Here is a 19,649-nt window from a genome sequence, read left to right on the forward strand (position 1 = left end):
CACTGCGTTAGCCAGAGGAAGTGTTAGTCGGTTATATAACTTAACGATGAGATAAAAAATGAAGAAAAGACTCTCTTTGCGCATTACCTTTCTTGCCGCGCTTTTTATACCTGGCGCACAGCTTCACGCGGGAAATAGCGAATGGAATGGCATCGTATTAGGTTTTGAGCCCCCGGGAGCGGGTTTAGCCGGCGACATGGCAGGCATTCGTCCGTTACTTCAGGAACTTGGGTTTAATTATAACCTCAATTACCTGAATGAATTCGCCTATAATGTTGCTGGCGGTTACGATCGGCGTGAGCATCTGGCTTATATCGACCAGTTTGCGCTAACCTTTGTTCAGGATCTGGAACAATTTACGGGGATTCCTGATGCCAAAATAGAAGGCAATATTGTTAACCGAAACCACGATGATAATTTAACAACCAGACGTATTCAGGATATGAGAGTCAATATGGTTGACTCCGCTCAGGAAAGCCATGGCACAGGATCAGTTACGCGTCTTGGCTGGCTTACCTTTAGCCGCTCTTTTGACGATCGCCGTCTGCAATGGCGAATCGGCATGATGAATAAGGTGCAGACATTCGATCAGACCACACCCTGCGATTTTCAGTTGTTGACGCTATGCGGAGGAAAATCAGCTAACTCTTTTTTCTGGAGCAACTGGAACATCCATACGTGGGGCACCACGCTGGATTATAAAATTACGCCAGACGTTACCTTCAAAACCGGTATTTTCGAGCAAAATCCTCGTGCCACCGAGCGCAGCCATGCATGGAGCGGTTCAACAAAAGGCAGCAAAGGTTTTATACTGCCGATAGAGCTGGAATGGAAGACCACTATCAACGCCCTGCCCGGCATTTATAGTGTCGGGACGCAATTCACAAATGCTGTCCAGTACGACCTCTATAGTGGAAAGTCGAAAAAGGAAGGATTAACCGATCCTGAAGGCTATAAGCCCTATAATCGCACCTGGTTTATGTGGGCAAGCGCCAACCAGCAAATCACCCGTAAAGAGAATGATGCCAGCCGCGGCATGAGTCTGGGCTGGAATATTGGCGTAAGCGATCGTCGCAGCAACTTTTTACATCTGGTCACCGCAGCCTCTTTACGCTACCGGGGACTATTTGATGCCAGACCGGAAGACTGGATTGGGCTTGGCGTCAGTTATACCGATATCAGCCATCATTACAGCCGTAATCAACGCGCCAAAAACGTGCTTTCCGGGATTAATGAATACAGCCATGCCTTTTATCATCCCATTCCAGGGCATGCTGTTAATGCAGAGCTTTATTATCGTTTCCGTCCGGTAAGCTGGCTTGAGCTTCAGCCAGGCATTCAATACTGGCACCGCCCAGGAGGATTAAGGGAAACGCAGGATGCATGGGTTGGAGAGTTTAAGACCAGCGTGACCTTTTAAACCCATTTCGCCCCAGGCTAATAACGGGCTACGGCCCGCATCGACGGTAGCTCTTCTCACCTTGCCTGCACGCCAGTCAGCCAGTCGTCACGGCCGCTGTCAGGTCAGGATAGTTGCCCGCATTCAGGGTGGGGTCAGTATGGGTCAGACCGTTGCCGTTCTTATATCCCTTACCGGCATTGACGCCGGCCCGGACGCTAATGTCGTAGCCGTCCGAACCGGCGCCGATGCTGGCGCCGAGGTTACCGCCTGCATTCAAAGACACGGCATACCGGCCGGCCCATTCCCGGTCGCTCAGCAGTTACCGTTTTAATTCAATCAATTTTCAAACACCCCTCTTGTTCGCATCTCGTTCACTATAAGCTCAGGAACGTTTTCTACATCAGATATTCTTCTTGTGTTAACAATGATCTGACTCGCTTCTTTATAACCTGGTGCCCACAAATCATTATTGTCAGTTACATTTTTATAAACGCAGATGAGTGGTGTTTTCCATGCAGCAGAGATATGTACAATCGACGTATCTGGAGAGATAACCAGATCAACTCTTCTGATAAGTTCCATAACGTGATGCAGTGAGTTAAATGGATTGATAAAAACGTTATCGGGAAAAAACATATCCAGCTCTTTCCTGTGGTCAAGAACGATAAAGACTGTGTTGTCAGACTGTTCGTTAATCATCTCAATCGTCCGAGATAATTGCTCTTTTGACAGATTCCTTTCAGGACTTCCAGTGAAAATGTTAATTATGATCTTAAGCTTCCCTTCCCACTGACATAGATATTCTTTCACTTCAGAAGCAATCTCATTGGGAATGTGCAGGTCGTAACAATGGCGGTTTTTAAGATCAAGACCCAGGCTTTGGGCCACCAAAGAAATACCCTTTGTCACATGCTCCTTACCATTATCAAATGAAATGGATTTACTGTAGTGATTGATGCAGTCCCATTTGTTAAATCCGAGAACAAACTTTGCCTGTATCTCTCGAAAAAGCTTCATCCTGTGCACAGGGGTATCGAACAAACAAAGGTCAATCACCAGGTCATATTTATTTTCATTCAGCGTTCTTAGGGTTGATTCAGCCAGGGTGTGACTAAAGCTCTTCAGGAAAACCTCAGTGTTACAGTCCCCGGCTTCGTAGACATTCCTGACACAGGGATTGTATTTCATAGCTACGCTGCTTGACGTTGTCAGCAGTAAATCAACCGTATAACCCGCCTCATACAGGCACTTAACTAGCGGCGTTGAAACGACAACATCTCCAACTGTTCCTTCATTGCGAAGGAGCAGTATCGTTTTGATTTCTTTGCTGACAAAAGAACTTTTTTTACGCTTATCCCAGATAAGCTTTGCAATATAAATTCTGATGTTTAGCTTTACTTCCTTGAAGAAATAATTTCTTCTTCTGTTCCACTTCCTTATTCTTTTGAAACGGCCGCCTGGAATAGAAATTTCCAAATGCTTACTCACAACACTCTCTCCATGTTTTATATTTTCGCTTATTAACACATAACGGGCGTGTTTCTGCGCTTATCCCTGATGTACCTGTAGCAATATCGATCGCTTTTGGTTTTTAATGCGGAATGGGGGGTATTTAACGCCTTCCTGTTCCCTGGATGTCCAGTAAACTAATTAATTAGCTCCTCTTATGACTGGTGTAAATTGTCGCCCTTATCCCAAAACGAGCCAGCTTCGATATTATCATCGACGCCATCACAACATCCTTTTCGTTCACGCTATAATTAATTAAGTCTTTATATTATTCCAGCCCGGCGTCTGGAATACTTTAAAAGCTTCTGTAATTGTGAGAAACATCGCATCTTTATTATTCAGTGGCCGATGCCGCGCAAATTTTCGCCTAAATAATTAGGATTATTTTGAAAAAAGGGGCGTCGGAGAAAATTGATCTATTTTTCATTGGTCAGAGAGGAGGAAGAATGCGTTCTTTTGGCAGAGAGCATCCGTTCAGCCATATGACCGACCTGCAGTGGCTTTCGCCGGTGTGCGCCTTAGCTGACGGCATAAGCCGGACGCGACACGCAACCGCCCCTTATACTTAGCGCAGGTCATCGGGCCGCCCGCCCTGACCTGCTGCCCCTTAATCCCGCCGTTTTCGTAAAATAGCTGCTTAGAACCAGCGCCCTGTTCGCCGACAGAAATGCGCTAATAGTGTGATGCGCTTAACAAATAGCCTTCATTCTTCTTTGCATCTCTTCATTCCCAAAAGGAGTATGGGTCTCTTCGCTGGGACAGAAGCAAAAAGAAGCCAGCGACCCGCAGCTGAACATGCCACGGCTGCGCCCCACTCTTTATTCATCAAAAAGGAGATACCCACATGCCTGAGATTGTGGTTTATGCCGTAGAAGGCCGCTCTGCCGAGCAAAAAAAGAACCTGATGGTCAAGATCACCGACGCCGTAGTAGAGAGTTTCGGCGTGGAGCGCGATCTGGTGGTGGTGTCGGTCGTCGAAACCAAAGCCAGCGATAAAGCGCGCGGCGGCGTGCCCTACAGCGAACGCGGCAAATAGCGCGCCCCAACGCTCTGCCACAGGATCTCTCCCTGCGCGACTGTCAATTACCGGCTAACCAGGATATAAATGAAACGCTGTTTTATTTTTATATCCTTTATCCACTGACAGATGCAAGGAGAGACGATGTCAAAGAAAGCTGCACTTTTGCTGGCCACCGGTTTTGAAGAAGCCGAAGCATTTATTACCCTCGATATCCTTAGCCGACTGGGGATAAAGGTCACTACCCTCGCCTGTCATCCCCACAATCAGGTTGTCAGCTATCACGGCGTGGTGACGCTGGCTGATCGGCTACTGGAAGAGAGCCAGCATGAAATGTTCGATGCGGTGATCATTCCCGGCGGCCCGGAGGGCACGATGAATCTGGCCGCCAGCCCGGCGGTCAGCGCCTTTATCCGCCGCCACGACGAGGCGGAGAAGATCATTGCGCCCCTCTGTTCTGCGGCGGCGCGTGTGCTGGCGGGCAACGGTCTGCTGAAAGGACGCCGCTACACCTGCTCGGGCGAACTCTGGATGCACTATGAGGATGGCGAGTATGTTATGGCGGATGTGGTGGAGGATGGCAATCTGCTCAGCGGCAGAGGGCTGGGCGTCGCTTTTGACTTCGCGCTGCAGCTGGCGCTGCGACTGACCGGCAAGGCGGGCGCAGCGGATTTCCAGGCAGAACATATCTACTATGACCGCTGGCGCAGCGATCGGCTGTGCAACTGACAGCGGGCCAGCCAGGCTGGCCCGTTTCACAATTACAGGCTCGGGAAGGTGATATTGTTGCCCGGCGCTTCACGGTGCAGATGGATAAAGTTCAGGTGACGCTCGTACTGATCGAGAATGTCGATAATCACCTGCTCTTTGCTGTAGTCCGTCAGGTCGTTGCCCTGGCTACCCTCCAGCAGAAAGGTTTCCAGCCGGTAGTAGGTCGATTTGCCGCTGCGCGCGCGGTAGGTAAAGCCCGGCACCGAGTACTGCTGCGGCCAAACCTGATAGACGAAATCCTGCTCCTCACCCAGGTTGACGCGCAAATCGATATACCCCAGGGCGCTCTCCTCTGCCTCATGGCGCGCCAGCGTCACGCGGCCGCCGCGCAGCTCCAGCTCTTTCGCCACCTCCTGCATCGCCGGGAAGATCACGCTATCCATCATCTGCTGGGTGTAGCGCGAGCCGGGATAGTTCATCAGCCGCGACAGACGTTTCTTCCAGCTCAGCCGGTCGCTGCTGGTGGCCAGATAGGGCGCGGTATCACGGCTGGCGCTGGCGCGGCGGTAATCTTCCACCTTCAGGGATTTATAAAGCCCTGCCATTACAAAGAAGATTACAAAGCTGAACGGCAGACCCATGATCACCGTGGTGTTTTGCAGCGCGGAGATACCGTTGGTCATCAGCATGCTCAGCGTCAGCACGCCAATCGCTACCGACCAGAAGATGCGCAGCCAGTTCGGCGCATCGCTGTTGATATCCTTGAGTTTTGAGGTGAAGTTGCCCAGCACCAGCGAGCCGGAGTCCGCCGACGTGACGTAGAACAGCATACCGGTAATGGTGGCGACCGAGGCGCTCAGCTTAAAGGCGGGATACTGCTCCAGCAGCAGATAGAAGCCGCGCTCCGCGTGAGCCATCACCTCCTGCGCAAAGCCGCTGTTGCCGTGTAGGATCTCATAGAGCGCGGCGTTGCCGAATATCGACAGCCACAGCAGCGTAAAGGTAAAGGGAATAATCAGCGTGCCCAGCACAAACTCGCGGATAGTACGGCCACGGGAAATACGCGCGAGGAAGAGCCCCACGAACGGCGACCAGGCGACCCACCAGGCCCAGAAGAACAGCGTCCAGCTGTTCATCCACTGCGTCGGACGGTCGAAGGCGAAAGTGTTAAGCGTCATGCCCATAAAGCGGTTGATATAGTCGCCGACGTTCAGCACCAGCGCGTTAAGCAGGAAATCGGTTTTGCCGAAAAAGAGCACAAACAGGATCAGGCCAAGCGCCAGCGCCACGTTTAGCTCGGAAAGGATACGGATCCCCTTGTCGACGCCGGACGTTACCGAAATCGTGGCGATCACCACTGACAGCACGATAAGCGCGGTCTGCGCCGCCAGCCCTTCCGGAATATCAAACAGCACGTTCAGCCCGTAGTTCAGCTGTACTACGCCGATGCCGAGCGTAGTGGCGATGCCGAAAATGGTGCCTACCACCGCCGCGATATCAACGGTATGGCCGATGGGGCCGTTAATACGCTTGCCGAAGATAGGATAGAGCGCCGAGCGGATGGTGAGCGGCAGGTTGTAGCGGTAGCTGAAGTAGCCAAGCGCGATGCCCATCAGCGCATACATCGACCAGCCGGTCAGGCCATAGTGGAACAGCGTCCAGACCATCGCCTGTCGCGCCGCTTCCAGGGTCTGGCCCGCGCCTTCCGGCGGCTGCATATACTGCGTCACCGGCTCCGCCACCGAGAAAAACATCAGGTCGATGCCGATACCGGCGGCAAACAGCATCGCCGACCAGCTCAGCAGGCTGAACTCCGGCTTGGACTGCTCCGGCCCCAGCTTAATCGCGCCAAAGCGGGAACAGGCCATAAACAGCACGAATACGATGTAAAGCGTCGCGGCCAGCATGTAATACCAGCCAAACGTAGACGATACCCAGTTCACTGCCGCCTGAATCCATGCCCCGGCCTGCTCGCTGAAGAGAATCGTCACCAGTGAAAATGTCAGAATCAGTCCGGCTGAGGTGTAGAACACCACAGGATTGATTCTGTCTTTTTCACTTGCAGGTGGATTAATCATCAATTACCTCTGTTTTAGTATCTATTTCAGTACGTTATACAAACCCCTGATTGCGATGGACGTCCTTTATTTTTATTCCCTGACGGCTAAGCGCAGCGGCGCTTAGCAACAATCAAGGTACAACATCCTAACAACTTTCTTTTTTATATTGAACGTTCAATCAATAAAAGTTCTAATAGTGGACTTGTTTAGGGGCGGAGCGCTTGTCATGCCAAAGGTAGGAATGCAGCCGATACGACGTCGGCAGCTGATTGATGCAACTCTGGAAACCATTAACGAAGTCGGGATTAACGACGCCACCATCGCGCAGATTGCGCGGCGCGCAGGCGTCTCGACCGGCATCATCAGCCACTACTTCAAAGACAAGAACGGTCTGCTGGAAGCCACCATGCGCGACATCACGCGACAGCTGCGCGACGCGGTGGCGATCAGGCTCAGGCCGCTGGCGGACGCCAGTACCGAGGCGCGTCTCTGTGCCATCGTCGAGGGCAACTTCGATGAGAGCCAGCTGCATAAGGCGGCGATGAAGGCCTGGCTCGATTTCTGGTCGAGCAGCATGCATCAGCCCCAGCTCAACCGGCTGGAGCGCGTCAGCAGCAGCCGCCTCTTCTCCGCGCTGGCCGCAGAGTTCCGCCGCGAGCTGCCGCGCGAGGCGGCGCGCACCGCCGCTTACGGGCTGGCGGCGCTGATCGACGGCCTCTGGCTGCGCGCGGCGCTGGGCGGCAAACCCTTTGATTTTCAGCTGGCTCGCTCGTTAACGACCCAGTTCATACGCCAGCAGCTCGCTGGCAACACCCATCCCTGATAAAGGAGGAACCATGTCCCGATTCGCAGAGCAGCACCTCTATATTGATGGCGCTTACGTCCCGGCAGCGGCTGGCGACACCTTTGACACCATCAATCCCGCTAACGGCGACGTGCTGGCGAAGGTGCATGAGGCGGGCCGCGCTGACGTTGACCGCGCCGTTGCTGCCGCGCGCAAAGGCCAGAAGGTCTGGGCGGCAATGACCGCGATGCAGCGCTCGCGCATTCTGCGCCGCGCGGTAGATATCTTGCGCGAGCGCAACGACGAACTGGCCGCGCTGGAAACGCTGGACACCGGCAAACCGCTGAGCGAAACCGCCAGCGTGGATATCGTCACCGGCGCGGACGTGCTGGAGTACTACGCGGGCCTGATCCCGTCGCTGGAGGGCCAGCAGATCCCGCTGCGCGATACCTCTTTTGTCTACACGCGCCGCGAGCCGCTCGGTGTGGTAGCGGGTATCGGCGCGTGGAACTACCCGATTCAAATCGCCCTGTGGAAATCTGCCCCGGCGCTGGCGGCGGGCAATGCGATGATCTTCAAGCCGAGTGAAGTTACGCCGCTTACCGCGCTGAAGCTGGCGGAGATCTATAGCGAAGCGGGCGTGCCGGACGGCGTGTTTAATGTGCTGCCGGGCAGCGGCGCGGTAACCGGCCAGCTGCTGACCGAGCATCCCGGCATCGATAAAGTCTCTTTCACCGGTGGCGTCGCCAGCGGTAAAAAAGTGATGGCCAACGCGGCGGGCTCGACCCTGAAAGAGGTCACCATGGAGCTGGGCGGTAAGTCGCCGCTGATTGTCTTTGACGATGCCGATCTCGACCTCGCCGCAGATATCGCCATGATGGCCAACTTCTACAGTTCCGGTCAGGTCTGCACCAACGGCACCCGCGTCTTTGTTCCGGCCAGCCTGAAGGCTGCGTTTGAAGAAAAAATTGTGGCGCGCGTCGCCCGCATTCGCGCCGGCGACCTCAACGATCCCGCTACCAACTTCGGCCCGCTGGTGAGCTTTGCCCACCGCGACAACGTGATGCGCTATATCGAAACCGGTATCGCCGAAGGCGCGCGCCTGCTGTGCGGCGGCAAGCGGATGCAGGGGGACGCGTTTGATAAGGGCGCCTGGGTAGAGCCGACGGTGTTCACCGACTGCCGCGATGAGATGACTATCGTACGCGAAGAAATCTTCGGGCCGGTGATGTCGATTCTGAGCTATGAGAGCGAAGACGAAGTGGTACGCCGCGCCAACGCCACAGAATATGGCCTGGCCGCGGGTCTGGTCACGCAGGATCTTAACCGCGCGCATCGCGTTATCCACCAGATTGAAGCCGGTATTTGCTGGATTAACACCTGGGGTGAATCGGCGGCGGAGATGCCTGTCGGGGGTTACAAGCACTCGGGCATTGGCCGCGAAAATGGCCTGATGACCCTGCAAAATTATACCCAGGTGAAATCCGTACAGGTCGAGCTCGACCGTTTTCAGTCGGTATTTTAATTAATGCATCAACCTGAGGAGCGACTAATGGAATTTGATTACATCATTATCGGAGCCGGATCCGCAGGGAACGTTTTGGCTACCCGACTGACCGAAGACAGCGACGTCAACGTTCTGCTGCTGGAAGCGGGCGGCCCAGATTACCGTATGGATTTTCGCACGCAGATGCCTGCGGCGCTTGCCTACCCTTTGCAGGGAAAACGCTATAACTGGGCGTATGAAACCGAGCCAGAACCCCATATGAACAACCGCCGCATGGAGTGCGGACGCGGTAAAGGACTGGGCGGCTCATCGCTGATCAACGGCATGTGCTATATCCGCGCCAACGCGATGGATCTCGACGGCTGGGCGCAGGCGCCGGGCCTGGAGTCCTGGTCCTATCTCAACTGCCTGCCCTACTACCGTAAGGCGGAAACGCGCGACATCGGGCCGAATGAGTATCACGGCGGCGACGGCCCAGTCTGCGTGGCGACGCCGAAGGCAGGCAATAATCCGCTGTTCGCCGCAATGATTGAGGCAGGCGTCGAGGCGGGCTATCCGCGCACCGAGGATTTGAACGGTTATCAGCAGGAGGGCTTCGGCCCGATGGATCGCACCGTCACGCCGCAGGGACGCCGCTCCAGCACCGCGCGTGGCTATCTCGATCGGGCGAAAAACCGTCCGAACCTGAAAATTATTACCCATGCCATTACCGATCGCATTCTGTTCGACGGCAAGCGCGCCGTCGGCGTGCAGTATCTGCTCGGTGCCAGCAACACGTCGCACAAGGTGCATGCGCGGCGCGAAGTGCTGCTCTGCGCGGGCGCCATCGCCTCGCCGCAGATTCTGCAGCGCTCCGGCGTCGGCGCGGCCAGCCTGCTGAAGTCATTCGATATTCCCGTGGTGCATGACCTGCCGGGCGTCGGCGAGAACCTTCAGGATCATCTGGAGATGTATCTGCAGTACGAGTGCAAAGAGCCGGTGTCGCTCTACCCGGCCCTGAAATGGTGGAACCAGCCGAAGATTGGCGCGGAGTGGATGTTTAACGGCACCGGCATCGGCGCCAGCAACCACTTTGAGGCGGGCGGCTTTATCCGCAGCCGCGAAGAGTTCGCCTGGCCGAATATTCAGTATCACTTCCTGCCGGTGGCGATTAACTACAACGGTTCAAACGCGGTCAACGCGCACGGCTTCCAGTGTCACGTTGGCTCGATGCGTTCGCCGAGCCGCGGCCATGTGCGCATTAAATCGCGCGATCCGCGCCGCCATCCGGCGATCCTGTTTAACTATATGGCCAGCGAGCAGGACTGGCACGAGTTCCGCGACGCTATCCGCATTACGCGCCAGATAATTAACCAGCCGGCGCTGGACAAGTTCCGCGGTCGCGAAATCAGCCCCGGCGTAGAGTGCGAAACCGACGAGCAGCTGGATGAGTTCGTGCGCAACCACGCCGAAACGGCCTACCATCCGTGCGGCACCTGTAAAATGGGCAGCGACGAGATGGCGGTGGTCGATGGTGAAGGCCGCGTGCACGGCATGCAGGGACTGCGCGTGGTGGATGCGTCGATTATGCCGCTGATTATTACCGGCAACCTGAATGCGACCACTATTATGATCGGCGAGAAAATTGCTGACAATATTCGCGGTCGCCAGCCGCTTCCCGCCTCGACGGCAAGCTACTTTGTCGCGGGCGAAACGCCGGTGCGCGGCGAACCGCGACGGGCTTAAACGCAAAAGCCCGCTTCGGCGGGCTTTTGCCGTTACATCATCTGCGGCTCGCGGATCGCATTGCCTTTATCGAAGCGCGCCAGGCGGTACGGCGCGATATCGGTAAAGCGCTGACAGTTTGTCATCAGCTGCGCGCAGAGCAGGCCCGCGCCAGGGCCGATACCGAAACCATGTCCGCTAAAGCCTGATGCGACAAACAGGCCGGGCACGCGCGGCATCTCATCGATAACCGGCACCAGATCTGGCGTGGTATCAATCCAGCCGCCCCAGGCGTGATCGATTTTAATCCCCTCCAGCGCAGGAAAGGCCTTCACCAGAATGCCCAGCGCTTCGTTCAGAATCTGCCGATCGGGCTTCGGGTCCAGCACGCGGATCTTCTCAAACGGCGACACCCCATTGTTCGACCAGGATCCCGCCGCCTCCGGCCCGTTAAAAAAGGAGCCGTTCAGCCGCAGCTTGAGCTTTTTGGCGATCTTACTGCGGTACATCGGATAGAACTTCGTCGTATAGCGGATATTCTGCGGCGCGAGATCGAGCTGGCCGCGGCCGGGGATCGCCACGGTGTAGCTGCCGTCCAGCCGACGGCGGATACAAAGCTCGGGCATGCTCAGACAGCCCTGAATCACTTCCGGCGCCGCCGTGGTTTTAAACGCGGTGCCGAGAATATTGGCGCTGGGCAGGTCGATACCGTACTGCTTGCAGAAGCGCGAACTCCATGCGCCGCCGCAGCAGATCACCTGGCTGGCGCGCACGCGGCCGCGTTCTGTCCAGACGCCGGAAACGCGGCCCGCGCTGATATCCAGCCCGCGTACCGCGCAGCGCTGATGAAGGGATGCGCCCAGCTTTTGTGCGCCGACGGCGATAGCGGGTGCCGCAAGCGACGGCTCGGCTCGACCGTCGGTCGGCGACCAGATGCCGCCGGCCCAGCGCGCCTGCTCTCCCAGCCGCTCGTATACCTCTTTCGGCGACAGCAGATGGCTGACGAAACCGATCTGCTTCGCCTGTTTGCCCCACTGCTCCCAGCGCGCCACGTCCGCCTCGTTCTGCGTGCCGTAGAGGATGCCGCTGCGGCGAAAGCCGAGATCCAGGCCGATTTCGTTGCCCAGCTCTTCCCAGCGCTGCAGGCTACGCATCGCCAGCGGCAGTTCGTAGAGGTCGCGGTTTTGTTGTCTCACCCATCCCCAGTTGCGCCCCGACTGCTCGCCGCCGATAACACCTTTTTCAAACAGCGCGACCGAAACGCCCTGCTTCGCCAGCTCATAGGCGACGGAGGTGCCGATAATGCCGCCGCCGATCACCACCACATCGACCTGCTCGGGAAAGGTCGGGCTGTCTGTGACAGCATTGATTTTGATGCGCATAGAGAAACCTTATTAATTCAGGGCGTTCAGAGATGCTTTTCAGGCGGAATATGCATGATCCACAACACTCTGGCGTCGCGCTCCGTATGGTTGAAAATGTTATGCGGCAGATGGCTCTTAAACTGAAAGCTGTCGCCGGTCATCAGGCGCGCGGCATCGCCATTGATCTCCAGCGTCAGCTCGCCTTCGACCACCAGCCCCGCCTTTTCGCCCTGGCCAATCAGCATTTCGTCGGAGCGCACGCCGGGAGGAATGTCGATGAGCATAAACTGCATATCGTGATCGCCCGAAGGCGACAGCATCTCTTTGGCGATGCCGCGTTTGCCGACGTTAAAGCGCGGCCGCTCCGCGCTGCGGCGCACATAGTGCTCGGCGCCGCGCAGCGATGCGGCGCTCTCCTCCAGAAAAGCCGTCAGCGGCACTTTCAGCACCAGCCGGAGCTGTTCAAGCACCCGCACGGTAGGGTTTGTCAGGTTGCGTTCAATCTGGCTGATGGCCCCGGCTGACACGTTCGCCAGCAGCGCCAGTTCGGTAATGGTCAGATTGCGCGCCTTACGCAGGCTTTTCAGCCGCGATCCAATATCCGTTTCGGCGGCCCCTGGCTCCGCTCTGGGTTGCGATGCGTTTTTCATCTCATGCTCTTTTATGCCGCCGCGCCTGCAGGTCGGCCTGGATTAAGTCAGGGCATGCCCCATTTGTCCTTGATGGTCTGAAGCGTGCCGTCCTGTTTCATGGCGGTTAAGGCGCTGTCGATCTCCGCCAGCAGTTTATCGTTACCTTTCTTCACGCCGAACGCCATCGGAGAAACATGCTCAGGCTGATAGCCTTCCACAACGTGCATGCCTTTCAGCCCGCCCGCTTTAGCCTGCGCTTTTAAAATGGGATAGTCATTCATCCCGGCCGCAATGCGGCCTAGCGAGAGATCGCGCGTCATATCCGCCGGGCTGTCATAGACTTTCACCTCTTTGGCGATGCCGCTCTGCATCAGGCTTTGGGTATAATCGGTGCCGGCCATGGTGCCCACCACGTCGCCTTTTAAATCCTGCCAGGAGTGATATTTTTTCTCGTTGTCGTCGCGCACCACCAGCCCCGCGCCAAAGGCTGTGACCGGCTGCGAAAACCCGATTCGCTTCGCGCGCTCCGGTGTCGGCGTCATACCGGCGACGATCATATCGATCTTACCGGCGATAACCGACTGGATCAGCGTTGAGAAAGGCACGGCGGTAAAATTGACCTCCAGATGCTGACGCCTGGCCACCTCCGCCGCGACGTCCGGCATAAAGCCTTCGATTTTCCCACTTTGGGTGTTCAGGAAGGTGGTTGGTGCGCTGGAGGGCGGCGATCCCGCCGTTAAGGCGGCGGCCTGGGCATTCAGGCTGACCAGGGCGGTCACGCCCATGGCTATAGAGAGATTCAGCAGGCTTATTTTGCGGACGACAGACATAACTCACTCCTGGTTCAGTAGCGAAAGGGCGAACGTCTTTTTCACTATAATGAAATTTATGCTGCCGCTGTCAACGTTTTATTTTGTGAAAACGTGGCGCCTCACACATTGTCAAAAAAGCCGTTGATTTAATTTATTCCCCTATCTATAGCTGTTTCTTATCGCGGTAATAACAATTCGCTATCTTACAGAAGCGGGTAATTATTGACAGCGCCTGGTGGGTAAAGATATTCATTATAATGAATTGCCGTTGCCCCGATACCCGTGTGCAGCACGTTCAGGAGCCTGATATGGACTGGAGCAGCATTCATACCTACCTGCCCTTTTTGCTAAAAGGGGCTGAAATGACGATATCCATTACGCTGCTGTCGCTGGCGATCAGTACGCCGCTGGGGCTGATATTTGCCGCGGCAAAGATGTGCCCGTGGAAAATTATTTCCTGGCCGGTGGCGACGGTGATAAATATTACCCGCGGCCTGCCGATGATTGTGGTGCTGTTTTATATCTATTTTGTCTTTCCCGATATTGGTATCACCCTGACTTCTTTTCAGGCCAGCGTGATCGGTATCGCTTTTTGCTTCTCCACCTATATCGCCGAAATATTTCGTGCCGGTATTGAGTCCGTCGATCGCGGTCAGCTTGAAGCGGCGCGCTCAATGGGAATGGGCTTTCTCAAAGCGATGCGCCGCGTCATCCTGCCGCAGGCGTTTCACGTCGCGCTGCCGCCCTACAGCAATACGCTGGTGATGATGCTAAAAGATTCCGCCCTCGCCTCGACCATTGCCGTAACGGAAATGACCCGGCAGGGCCAGCTGATCGCCGCGTCGACCTTTGACAACACCACGGTCTATACGCTGGTGGCGGTGCTGTATCTGCTGCTGTGCATGCCGCTGATGGCCCTGACCAAACGGCTGGAGAAACGCCAGATTAAAGGAGCCTGAGATGATTGAGATCGATGAGGTACATAAAAAATTTGGCCGCGTGGAGGTGCTGAAAGGCGTCAGTTTTTCCGTGAGCGCCGGCGAAGTGGTCTGCCTGATCGGCCCGTCCGGCTCCGGTAAGTCGACCATTTTGCGCTGCATTAACGGGCTGGAGAGCTATGAAGGCGGCGAAATACGCGTACTGGACCAGCGGGTAGACAGCCGACATAAAAGCATTAACGATCTTCGTCGCCAGATCGGCATGGTGTTTCAGCGTTTCAACCTTTTCCCACACCGCAGCGTGCTGGAAAACGTGATGGAAGGCCCCGTTCACGTTAACGGCGAGTCGCGCGCCCAGGCGGAAAAGCGCGCCAAATCCCTGCTGGCGCTGGTGGGGCTGGCAGACAAAATTAACGCCTGGCCTGGACAGCTTTCCGGCGGTCAGCAGCAGCGCGTGGCGATCGCGCGCACGCTGGCACTGCAGCCGAAAGCGATTCTGTTCGACGAGCCCACTTCCGCGCTCGATCCCGAACTGGTTGGTGAAGTGCTGCAGGTGATGCGCAATCTGGCGCAGGAAGGCATGACGATGATTGTGGTTACCCATGAGATGCAGTTCGCCCGTGAGGTAGCCGATCGCGTCTGTTTTCTCCACAGCGGGCAGATTGTTGAGCAGGGACCGGCGCAGGAAATTCTGCTGCGGCCGCAGGAGGCACGCACGCAGGATTTCCTGCGTCGCGTACTCGGCAACAGCGACCACCATTTTTGCCGCCAGTGTCAGTCGGTGGTTTAGCGCCTGCGGCTCTGCAGATGCCTGGCGCTAAACCGCAGGCACCGAGGCAGAGCCGACGCGGCGCGGGCCTTTTCGCGCAGGTCCTCCTTTGTCAGACGCTTCTGCCGCTTTTTCTCTCCTCGCTGACTCACCGCCTTACCGCTTGGCTTTTTTCTTTTCCTTCAGATAGTTGTGAGAAAGCCGAGTGAGGTTATACTTCGATCAGCAGTGATTGCTCACTGAAACTAATAATGTTTATCGACTCTTCTCTGCGTGCGGGATAACGCTTTTACTTCGGCCAGGTGTGGCCGGTCGCGCACCGTCTCTCTTTTCCGGACACGGAATTCACGACAGCAACGCTGTTTTCTTTAGCTTTTCCATCCTGATTGCTATGCCGGGGATCGATCTGCGCAAGCAATAGCAGGGGTCTTTTTTAATCCTGATAATTTACGGGAGGGATTGATGCTGCCTTTTTCTGGCTTCTGGCAGGCGGGGTACGAAGGTGCCGATCATATCAATACGTCAGGCCAGCGCCTGGTCATGGATGCTCTGACCGACCATCAGACGCAGTTTCGCAGCGACTATCTCGCTCTACAGCATTTTGGCATCCGCACGGTGCGCGAGAGCATCGGCTGGCGCCAGGCGGAAGCGGATCCGGAACGAACTTTCGCTACGCTGCGGGCCAAAATGCAGGCGGCGCATGAGCTGGGCATTCAGATTAACTGGACCTTCTGTCACTACGGCTGGCCAGAAGATATCGATCTCTTTTCAGAGACCTTTGTCCCGCGCTTTGCCGCCTTTTGCCAGCGCATCGCCGCTTTCCTGGCGCCCTGGTATCGCAGCTCTCCGATCTATTCGCCGATGAATGAGATCTCTTTTTTTAGCTGGGGCCTTTCGGTTGGGCTATTCGGCAACCACCGCGAGGCGGACCCTGACGCCATCAAGCGCCAGCTGGTGCGCGCGACCATCGCGGGGTGCGACGCCATCTGGCTGGCCGATCCCAGGGCGCGTTTTCTTCATTGCGATCCCCTTATTCACCTGGTTCCCGATGAAGAGAGCGAGGCCTGTTACCAGCGCACCGCCGAACTTAACGACGCGCAGTTTCACGCCTGGGATATGCTGGCCGGCGCGCGTGAGCCGGAACTGGGGGGCGCGGCGCGCTATCTCGACATTATTGGCGCCAACTACTATCACGCCAATCAGTGGGAGACTAACTCCAACCAGCGCCTTGACTGGCATCTGGGCGACAGGCGAAGGATGCCGCTGCATAAGATGCTGCTCAATTTAGCGCAGCGCTATCAGCGTCCGATACTGCTGGCGGAAACCAGCCATGTCGGCAGCGGGCGGCCTGCCTGGATGAAGCATATCACCGCGCAGATTGCGCAGGCGCAGCTGGACGGCTGCGAAATCCTGGGCGTCTGTATTTACCCCATTATAGAAAGCCCGCTCTGGGAAGAGACAGATCACTGGCCGCGCAGCGGACTCTGGGATGTCGCCCCTGATTTTACCCGTCAGCTACATCAGCCTACCGCCGCAGCATTGCGGCAATCACAACGTTCGCTGCACCGGTTTCACGCGCTATTGTCGCCGGCCAGCGAGCTACAGGAGTCCTCTATGAAACAGTCCGTTTTGGTGGTATTTAGTCATCTTCGCTGGGGTTTCGTCTTTCAACGTCCGCAGCATTTACTGTCGCGTCTGGCCCAGCACCATCGCGTGCTGTTCATTGAGGAACCGGTTTACCAGCCCGGCGAGGCGGGTTTGCGACAGCATTCCCCCGCGCCCAACGTCACCGTAATCGAGCCGCATACCGACGTCGATGCGCCGGGCTTCCATGACAGCCAGATCGCGGTGCTCCAGCCCCTGCTCGCCACGCTGCTGGATAGCGACGAGCAGCCGCTGGTGTGGTTCTATACCCCGATGGCGCTGCCGCTGCTGGCCAGCTTCAACCCCAGCGCAATTATTTATGACTGCATGGATGAGCTATCCGCCTTTCAGATGGCGCCGCGCCAGCTGCAGCAGCGCGAGTCCGCCCTGCTGACCCGTGCCGATGTGGTCTTTACCGGCGGCACCAGCCTCTATGAAGCGAAAAAGTCTCGCCACCAGAACGTACACTGTTTTGCCAGCAGCGTTGACGCCGCGCACTTCGAGCAGGCGCTCGATCGCAGCAACGGTCATCCGCTGCAGGAAAATCTTGCTGGCCCGCGTCTGGGCTACTACGGCGTGATTGACGAGCGAATGGATATCGCGCTGATCGCTGCGCTCGCCGATGCGCATCCCGACTGGCAAATCGTTATGGTCGGCCCGGTAGTGAAGATCGATCCGCTCAGCCTGCCGCAGCGGCCCAATCTGCACTGGTTTGGTCAGCAGCCCTATGAAGCGCTGCCCCATTTCCTGGCCGGATGGGACGTCTGTTTGATGCCGTTCGCGCTGAACGCCTCGACCCGCTTTATCAGCCCGACCAAGGTGCTGGAGTATATGGCGGCGCAGCTGCCGATCGTCAGCACCGCGGTGCCGGATGTGGTGCGCCACTATAGCGAGGTGGTGAGCATCGCCGATACCCCGCAGGGCTTTATCCTTGCCTGCGAAGCCGCGCTGGGGCTGAGCGATGAGGCGCGCCGCCAGCAGGCGGCGCAGATGGCGGCGATCATCGCCGAAACCTCATGGGATCGCACCGCTGAGCAGATGCAGGCGCAGATTGTCAGGCTGCGCGATAACGTGGTTCAGCCGGTTGCTGCCGCGCAGGTGCCGGAAACCACCGACGGGGTGCATGCGGTCACCTTGCGTCCGGTGGAGTGCCTGATTCTGGGCGCGGGACCGACCGGCCTGAGTGCAGGCTACCACTACGGTGAAGGCGCAGTGGTGCTGGAGAAAAATGAGACGCCCGGCGGCTGGTGCCGCTCTATTACAGATAAAGGATTCACCTTCGACTATGCCGGCCACATTATGTTCTCTAACGATCCCTACGTGCTTCAGCTTTACGACAAACTGCTGGGGGATAATCTGCACTGGCAGAACCGCGAAGCCTGGGTCTACAGCCACGACGTTTTTACCCGCTATCCTTTCCAGTCGGCGCTGCATGGACTTCCGGCTGAGGTGATTGGCGAATGCGTGCTGGGCGCCATCGAGGCACGTTACGGTGTCACGGGTGCCCAGGAGGCGGCGCCGCTGAGCGCGGTGCGTTCGGCAGCGAATACCGAGTGCCGCGACTGCTGCGCCGATGGCGTGCTGGGCGCCGAGGCGACGGAACCTGCCGGCGCGGATGAGGCGGAAGAGGATTTTGAAAACTTTATCTTCCGCACCTGGGGTCGCGGCATCGCGCATCATTTTGCCGTTCCCTATAATCGCAAACTGTGGAAAACGCCGCTCGCCGATATGGAAACCTCCTGGCTGGGCGGGCGCGTTCCGCTGCCCGATCTTCAGCAGATCATCTCCGGCGCGCTGGCGCCGCTGGATAAGCCGGTCGGCCCTAACGCCCGCTTCGGCTACCCTAAGCGCGGTGGTTTTCAGGCGCTGATGAATGGCTTCCTGCCGCATCTTAACTGCGTGCTGGAGACCGAGTCGGAGATCGTTGATATCCAGCCGCAAAGCCGCAGCGTGATCCTCAAAGATGGCCGTCATTACCACTACGATCAGATGATCAGCACCCTGCCGCTGCCCGAGCTGGTGCGTCTGATGGGCAACCGCGCGCCGCAGGCGGTGCAGAAAGCCGCCTCGATGCTGCGTCACGTTTCGGTGCGCTGCGTCAACCTCGGCATCGGCCGCGCTAATCTCAGCGACAAGCACTGGATCTACTATCCTGGCGATACCCTGTTCCACCGCATTTTCCTGCAGGGCAACGCCAGCCCGGAATGCAATCCCCCAGGCGGTTTTGGCCTGACCTGCGAGATCACCTGGCGGGCCGATCAGCCGCTACCGTATGAAGGCGACGCGCTAATCCAGCGCTGCATTGATGACTGTATTCGCGTCGGCATTATTCGTGAGGATGACGTTATCCTGACCGCCAGCGAGGTGGATATGCCCTATGCCTATGTGGTTTACGATCATCAGCGCAAAGCGAACGTTGCACTGATCCGCAACTGGCTGGCGGCGCAGGGCATTCATCTGTCCGGGCGCTACAGCGAATGGGAGTATTACAATTCGGATCACGCTTTCCTGGCAGGCAAGCGCGCGGCCGAAACGGTAAAAGCCCTGTTGACCAACCGTAAGACAACGGCGTAACCAAACCGGACGCCGGACGCGTTGCGTCTGGCGTCCGCCAGCGATCCTTTCAGTAAAACGATCCTTTAGCCTTCTGACTTTCTATAATGGGCATTATATAAAGACAGCTGCGGCCAGGTGGTTGTTTTCTGTACGCTAAAATGACAACGCTACGCTAATTCTGCAGCACTCTTCCCCTGCATTTTCTGCAGAATTCACGTAGCGCGATCGGTTTTAATAAT

The 19,649-nt window shown here is 56.7% G+C and carries 15 protein-coding genes; 9 read left to right on the forward strand and 6 right to left on the reverse strand.

What is annotated here, in order from left to right:
- Positions 1 to 58 precede the first annotated feature (58 nt).
- Positions 59 to 1,420, forward strand: coding sequence for a carbohydrate porin (locus LB453_RS00905; protein ID WP_103796466.1), 1,362 nt, complete (start codon positions 59 to 61; stop codon positions 1,418 to 1,420).
- A 76-nt stretch (positions 1,421 to 1,496) separates the two neighbouring features.
- On the opposite strand, the gene LB453_RS00910 is transcribed toward LB453_RS00905, so the two are convergent.
- Positions 1,497 to 1,685, reverse strand: a complete 189-nt coding sequence (locus LB453_RS00910; RefSeq protein ID WP_158253396.1) for a hemagglutinin repeat-containing protein — start codon at positions 1,683 to 1,685, stop codon at positions 1,497 to 1,499.
- A gap of 53 nt (positions 1,686 to 1,738) precedes the next feature.
- On the reverse strand, positions 1,739 to 2,890 hold the full coding sequence (locus LB453_RS00915; protein ID WP_224481412.1) for a glycosyltransferase family 9 protein: 1,152 nt from the start codon (positions 2,888 to 2,890) through the stop codon (positions 1,739 to 1,741).
- A gap of 865 nt (positions 2,891 to 3,755) precedes the next feature.
- On the opposite strand from LB453_RS00915, the gene LB453_RS00920 reads away from it, so the two are divergent.
- Together LB453_RS00920 and LB453_RS00925 are read left to right on the forward strand one after the other, a co-directional pair.
- Positions 3,756 to 3,947 (forward strand): tautomerase family protein, encoded by a 192-nt coding sequence (locus LB453_RS00920; RefSeq protein ID WP_103796468.1) that lies wholly within the window; start codon positions 3,756 to 3,758, stop codon positions 3,945 to 3,947.
- Between the two features lie 126 nt (positions 3,948 to 4,073).
- The gene (locus tag LB453_RS00925; RefSeq protein ID WP_103796469.1) at positions 4,074 to 4,658 is read left to right on the forward strand and encodes a DJ-1/PfpI family protein; all 585 of its coding nucleotides are present in this window, start codon (positions 4,074 to 4,076) and stop codon (positions 4,656 to 4,658) included.
- Positions 4,659 to 4,690: 32 nt separating this feature from the next.
- Here LB453_RS00925 and LB453_RS00930 read toward each other — a convergent pair whose 3' ends face one another.
- The gene (locus LB453_RS00930; RefSeq protein WP_103796470.1) at positions 4,691 to 6,718 is read right to left on the reverse strand and encodes a choline transporter; all 2,028 of its coding nucleotides are present in this window, start codon (positions 6,716 to 6,718) and stop codon (positions 4,691 to 4,693) included.
- A 208-nt stretch (positions 6,719 to 6,926) separates the two neighbouring features.
- Between LB453_RS00930 and betI the strand changes: the two genes are divergently transcribed.
- The 3 genes from betI to betA are packed head-to-tail and all read left to right on the forward strand — an operon-like array spanning position 6,927 to position 10,716.
- Entirely contained in the window at positions 6,927 to 7,523 is a 597-nt protein-coding gene (gene betI / locus LB453_RS00935) for a transcriptional regulator BetI (protein WP_103796471.1), read from the forward strand.
- A gap of 13 nt (positions 7,524 to 7,536) precedes the next feature.
- Positions 7,537 to 9,009, forward strand: coding sequence for a betaine-aldehyde dehydrogenase (gene betB, locus LB453_RS00940; RefSeq protein ID WP_103796472.1), 1,473 nt, complete (start codon positions 7,537 to 7,539; stop codon positions 9,007 to 9,009).
- Positions 9,010 to 9,036: 27 nt separating this feature from the next.
- Positions 9,037 to 10,716, forward strand: a complete 1,680-nt coding sequence (betA, locus tag LB453_RS00945) for a choline dehydrogenase (protein WP_103796473.1) — start codon at positions 9,037 to 9,039, stop codon at positions 10,714 to 10,716.
- Between the two features lie 32 nt (positions 10,717 to 10,748).
- On the opposite strand, the gene LB453_RS00950 is transcribed toward betA, so the two are convergent.
- Genes LB453_RS00950 through LB453_RS00960 form a run of 3 tightly spaced genes read right to left on the reverse strand, consistent with a single transcriptional unit; the run spans position 10,749 to position 13,521 of the window.
- A complete protein-coding gene (locus LB453_RS00950; RefSeq protein ID WP_224481413.1) occupies positions 10,749 to 12,077 on the reverse strand; it encodes an NAD(P)/FAD-dependent oxidoreductase in 1,329 nt (442 codons plus the stop codon).
- Between the two features lie 26 nt (positions 12,078 to 12,103).
- Complete coding sequence (locus LB453_RS00955; protein ID WP_103796475.1) at positions 12,104 to 12,709, reverse strand: cupin domain-containing protein; 606 nt, start codon at positions 12,707 to 12,709, stop codon at positions 12,104 to 12,106.
- Positions 12,710 to 12,756: 47 nt separating this feature from the next.
- A complete protein-coding gene (locus tag LB453_RS00960) occupies positions 12,757 to 13,521 on the reverse strand; it encodes an ABC transporter substrate-binding protein (RefSeq protein ID WP_199187335.1) in 765 nt (254 codons plus the stop codon).
- A 290-nt stretch (positions 13,522 to 13,811) separates the two neighbouring features.
- On the opposite strand from LB453_RS00960, the gene LB453_RS00965 reads away from it, so the two are divergent.
- From LB453_RS00965 to LB453_RS00975, 3 genes are all read left to right on the forward strand, one after another.
- On the forward strand, positions 13,812 to 14,462 hold the full coding sequence (locus LB453_RS00965) for an amino acid ABC transporter permease (RefSeq protein ID WP_103796476.1): 651 nt from the start codon (positions 13,812 to 13,814) through the stop codon (positions 14,460 to 14,462).
- A 1-nt stretch (position 14,463) separates the two neighbouring features.
- On the forward strand, positions 14,464 to 15,231 hold the full coding sequence (locus LB453_RS00970; RefSeq protein WP_103796477.1) for an amino acid ABC transporter ATP-binding protein: 768 nt from the start codon (positions 14,464 to 14,466) through the stop codon (positions 15,229 to 15,231).
- A 441-nt stretch (positions 15,232 to 15,672) separates the two neighbouring features.
- Complete coding sequence (locus tag LB453_RS00975) at positions 15,673 to 19,428, forward strand: NAD(P)-binding protein (RefSeq protein WP_103796478.1); 3,756 nt, start codon at positions 15,673 to 15,675, stop codon at positions 19,426 to 19,428.
- Positions 19,429 to 19,649 lie beyond the last annotated feature (221 nt).

Source organism: Pantoea agglomerans (genome assembly GCF_020149765.1).
Taxonomy (GTDB): domain Bacteria; phylum Pseudomonadota; class Gammaproteobacteria; order Enterobacterales; family Enterobacteriaceae; genus Pantoea; species Pantoea alvi.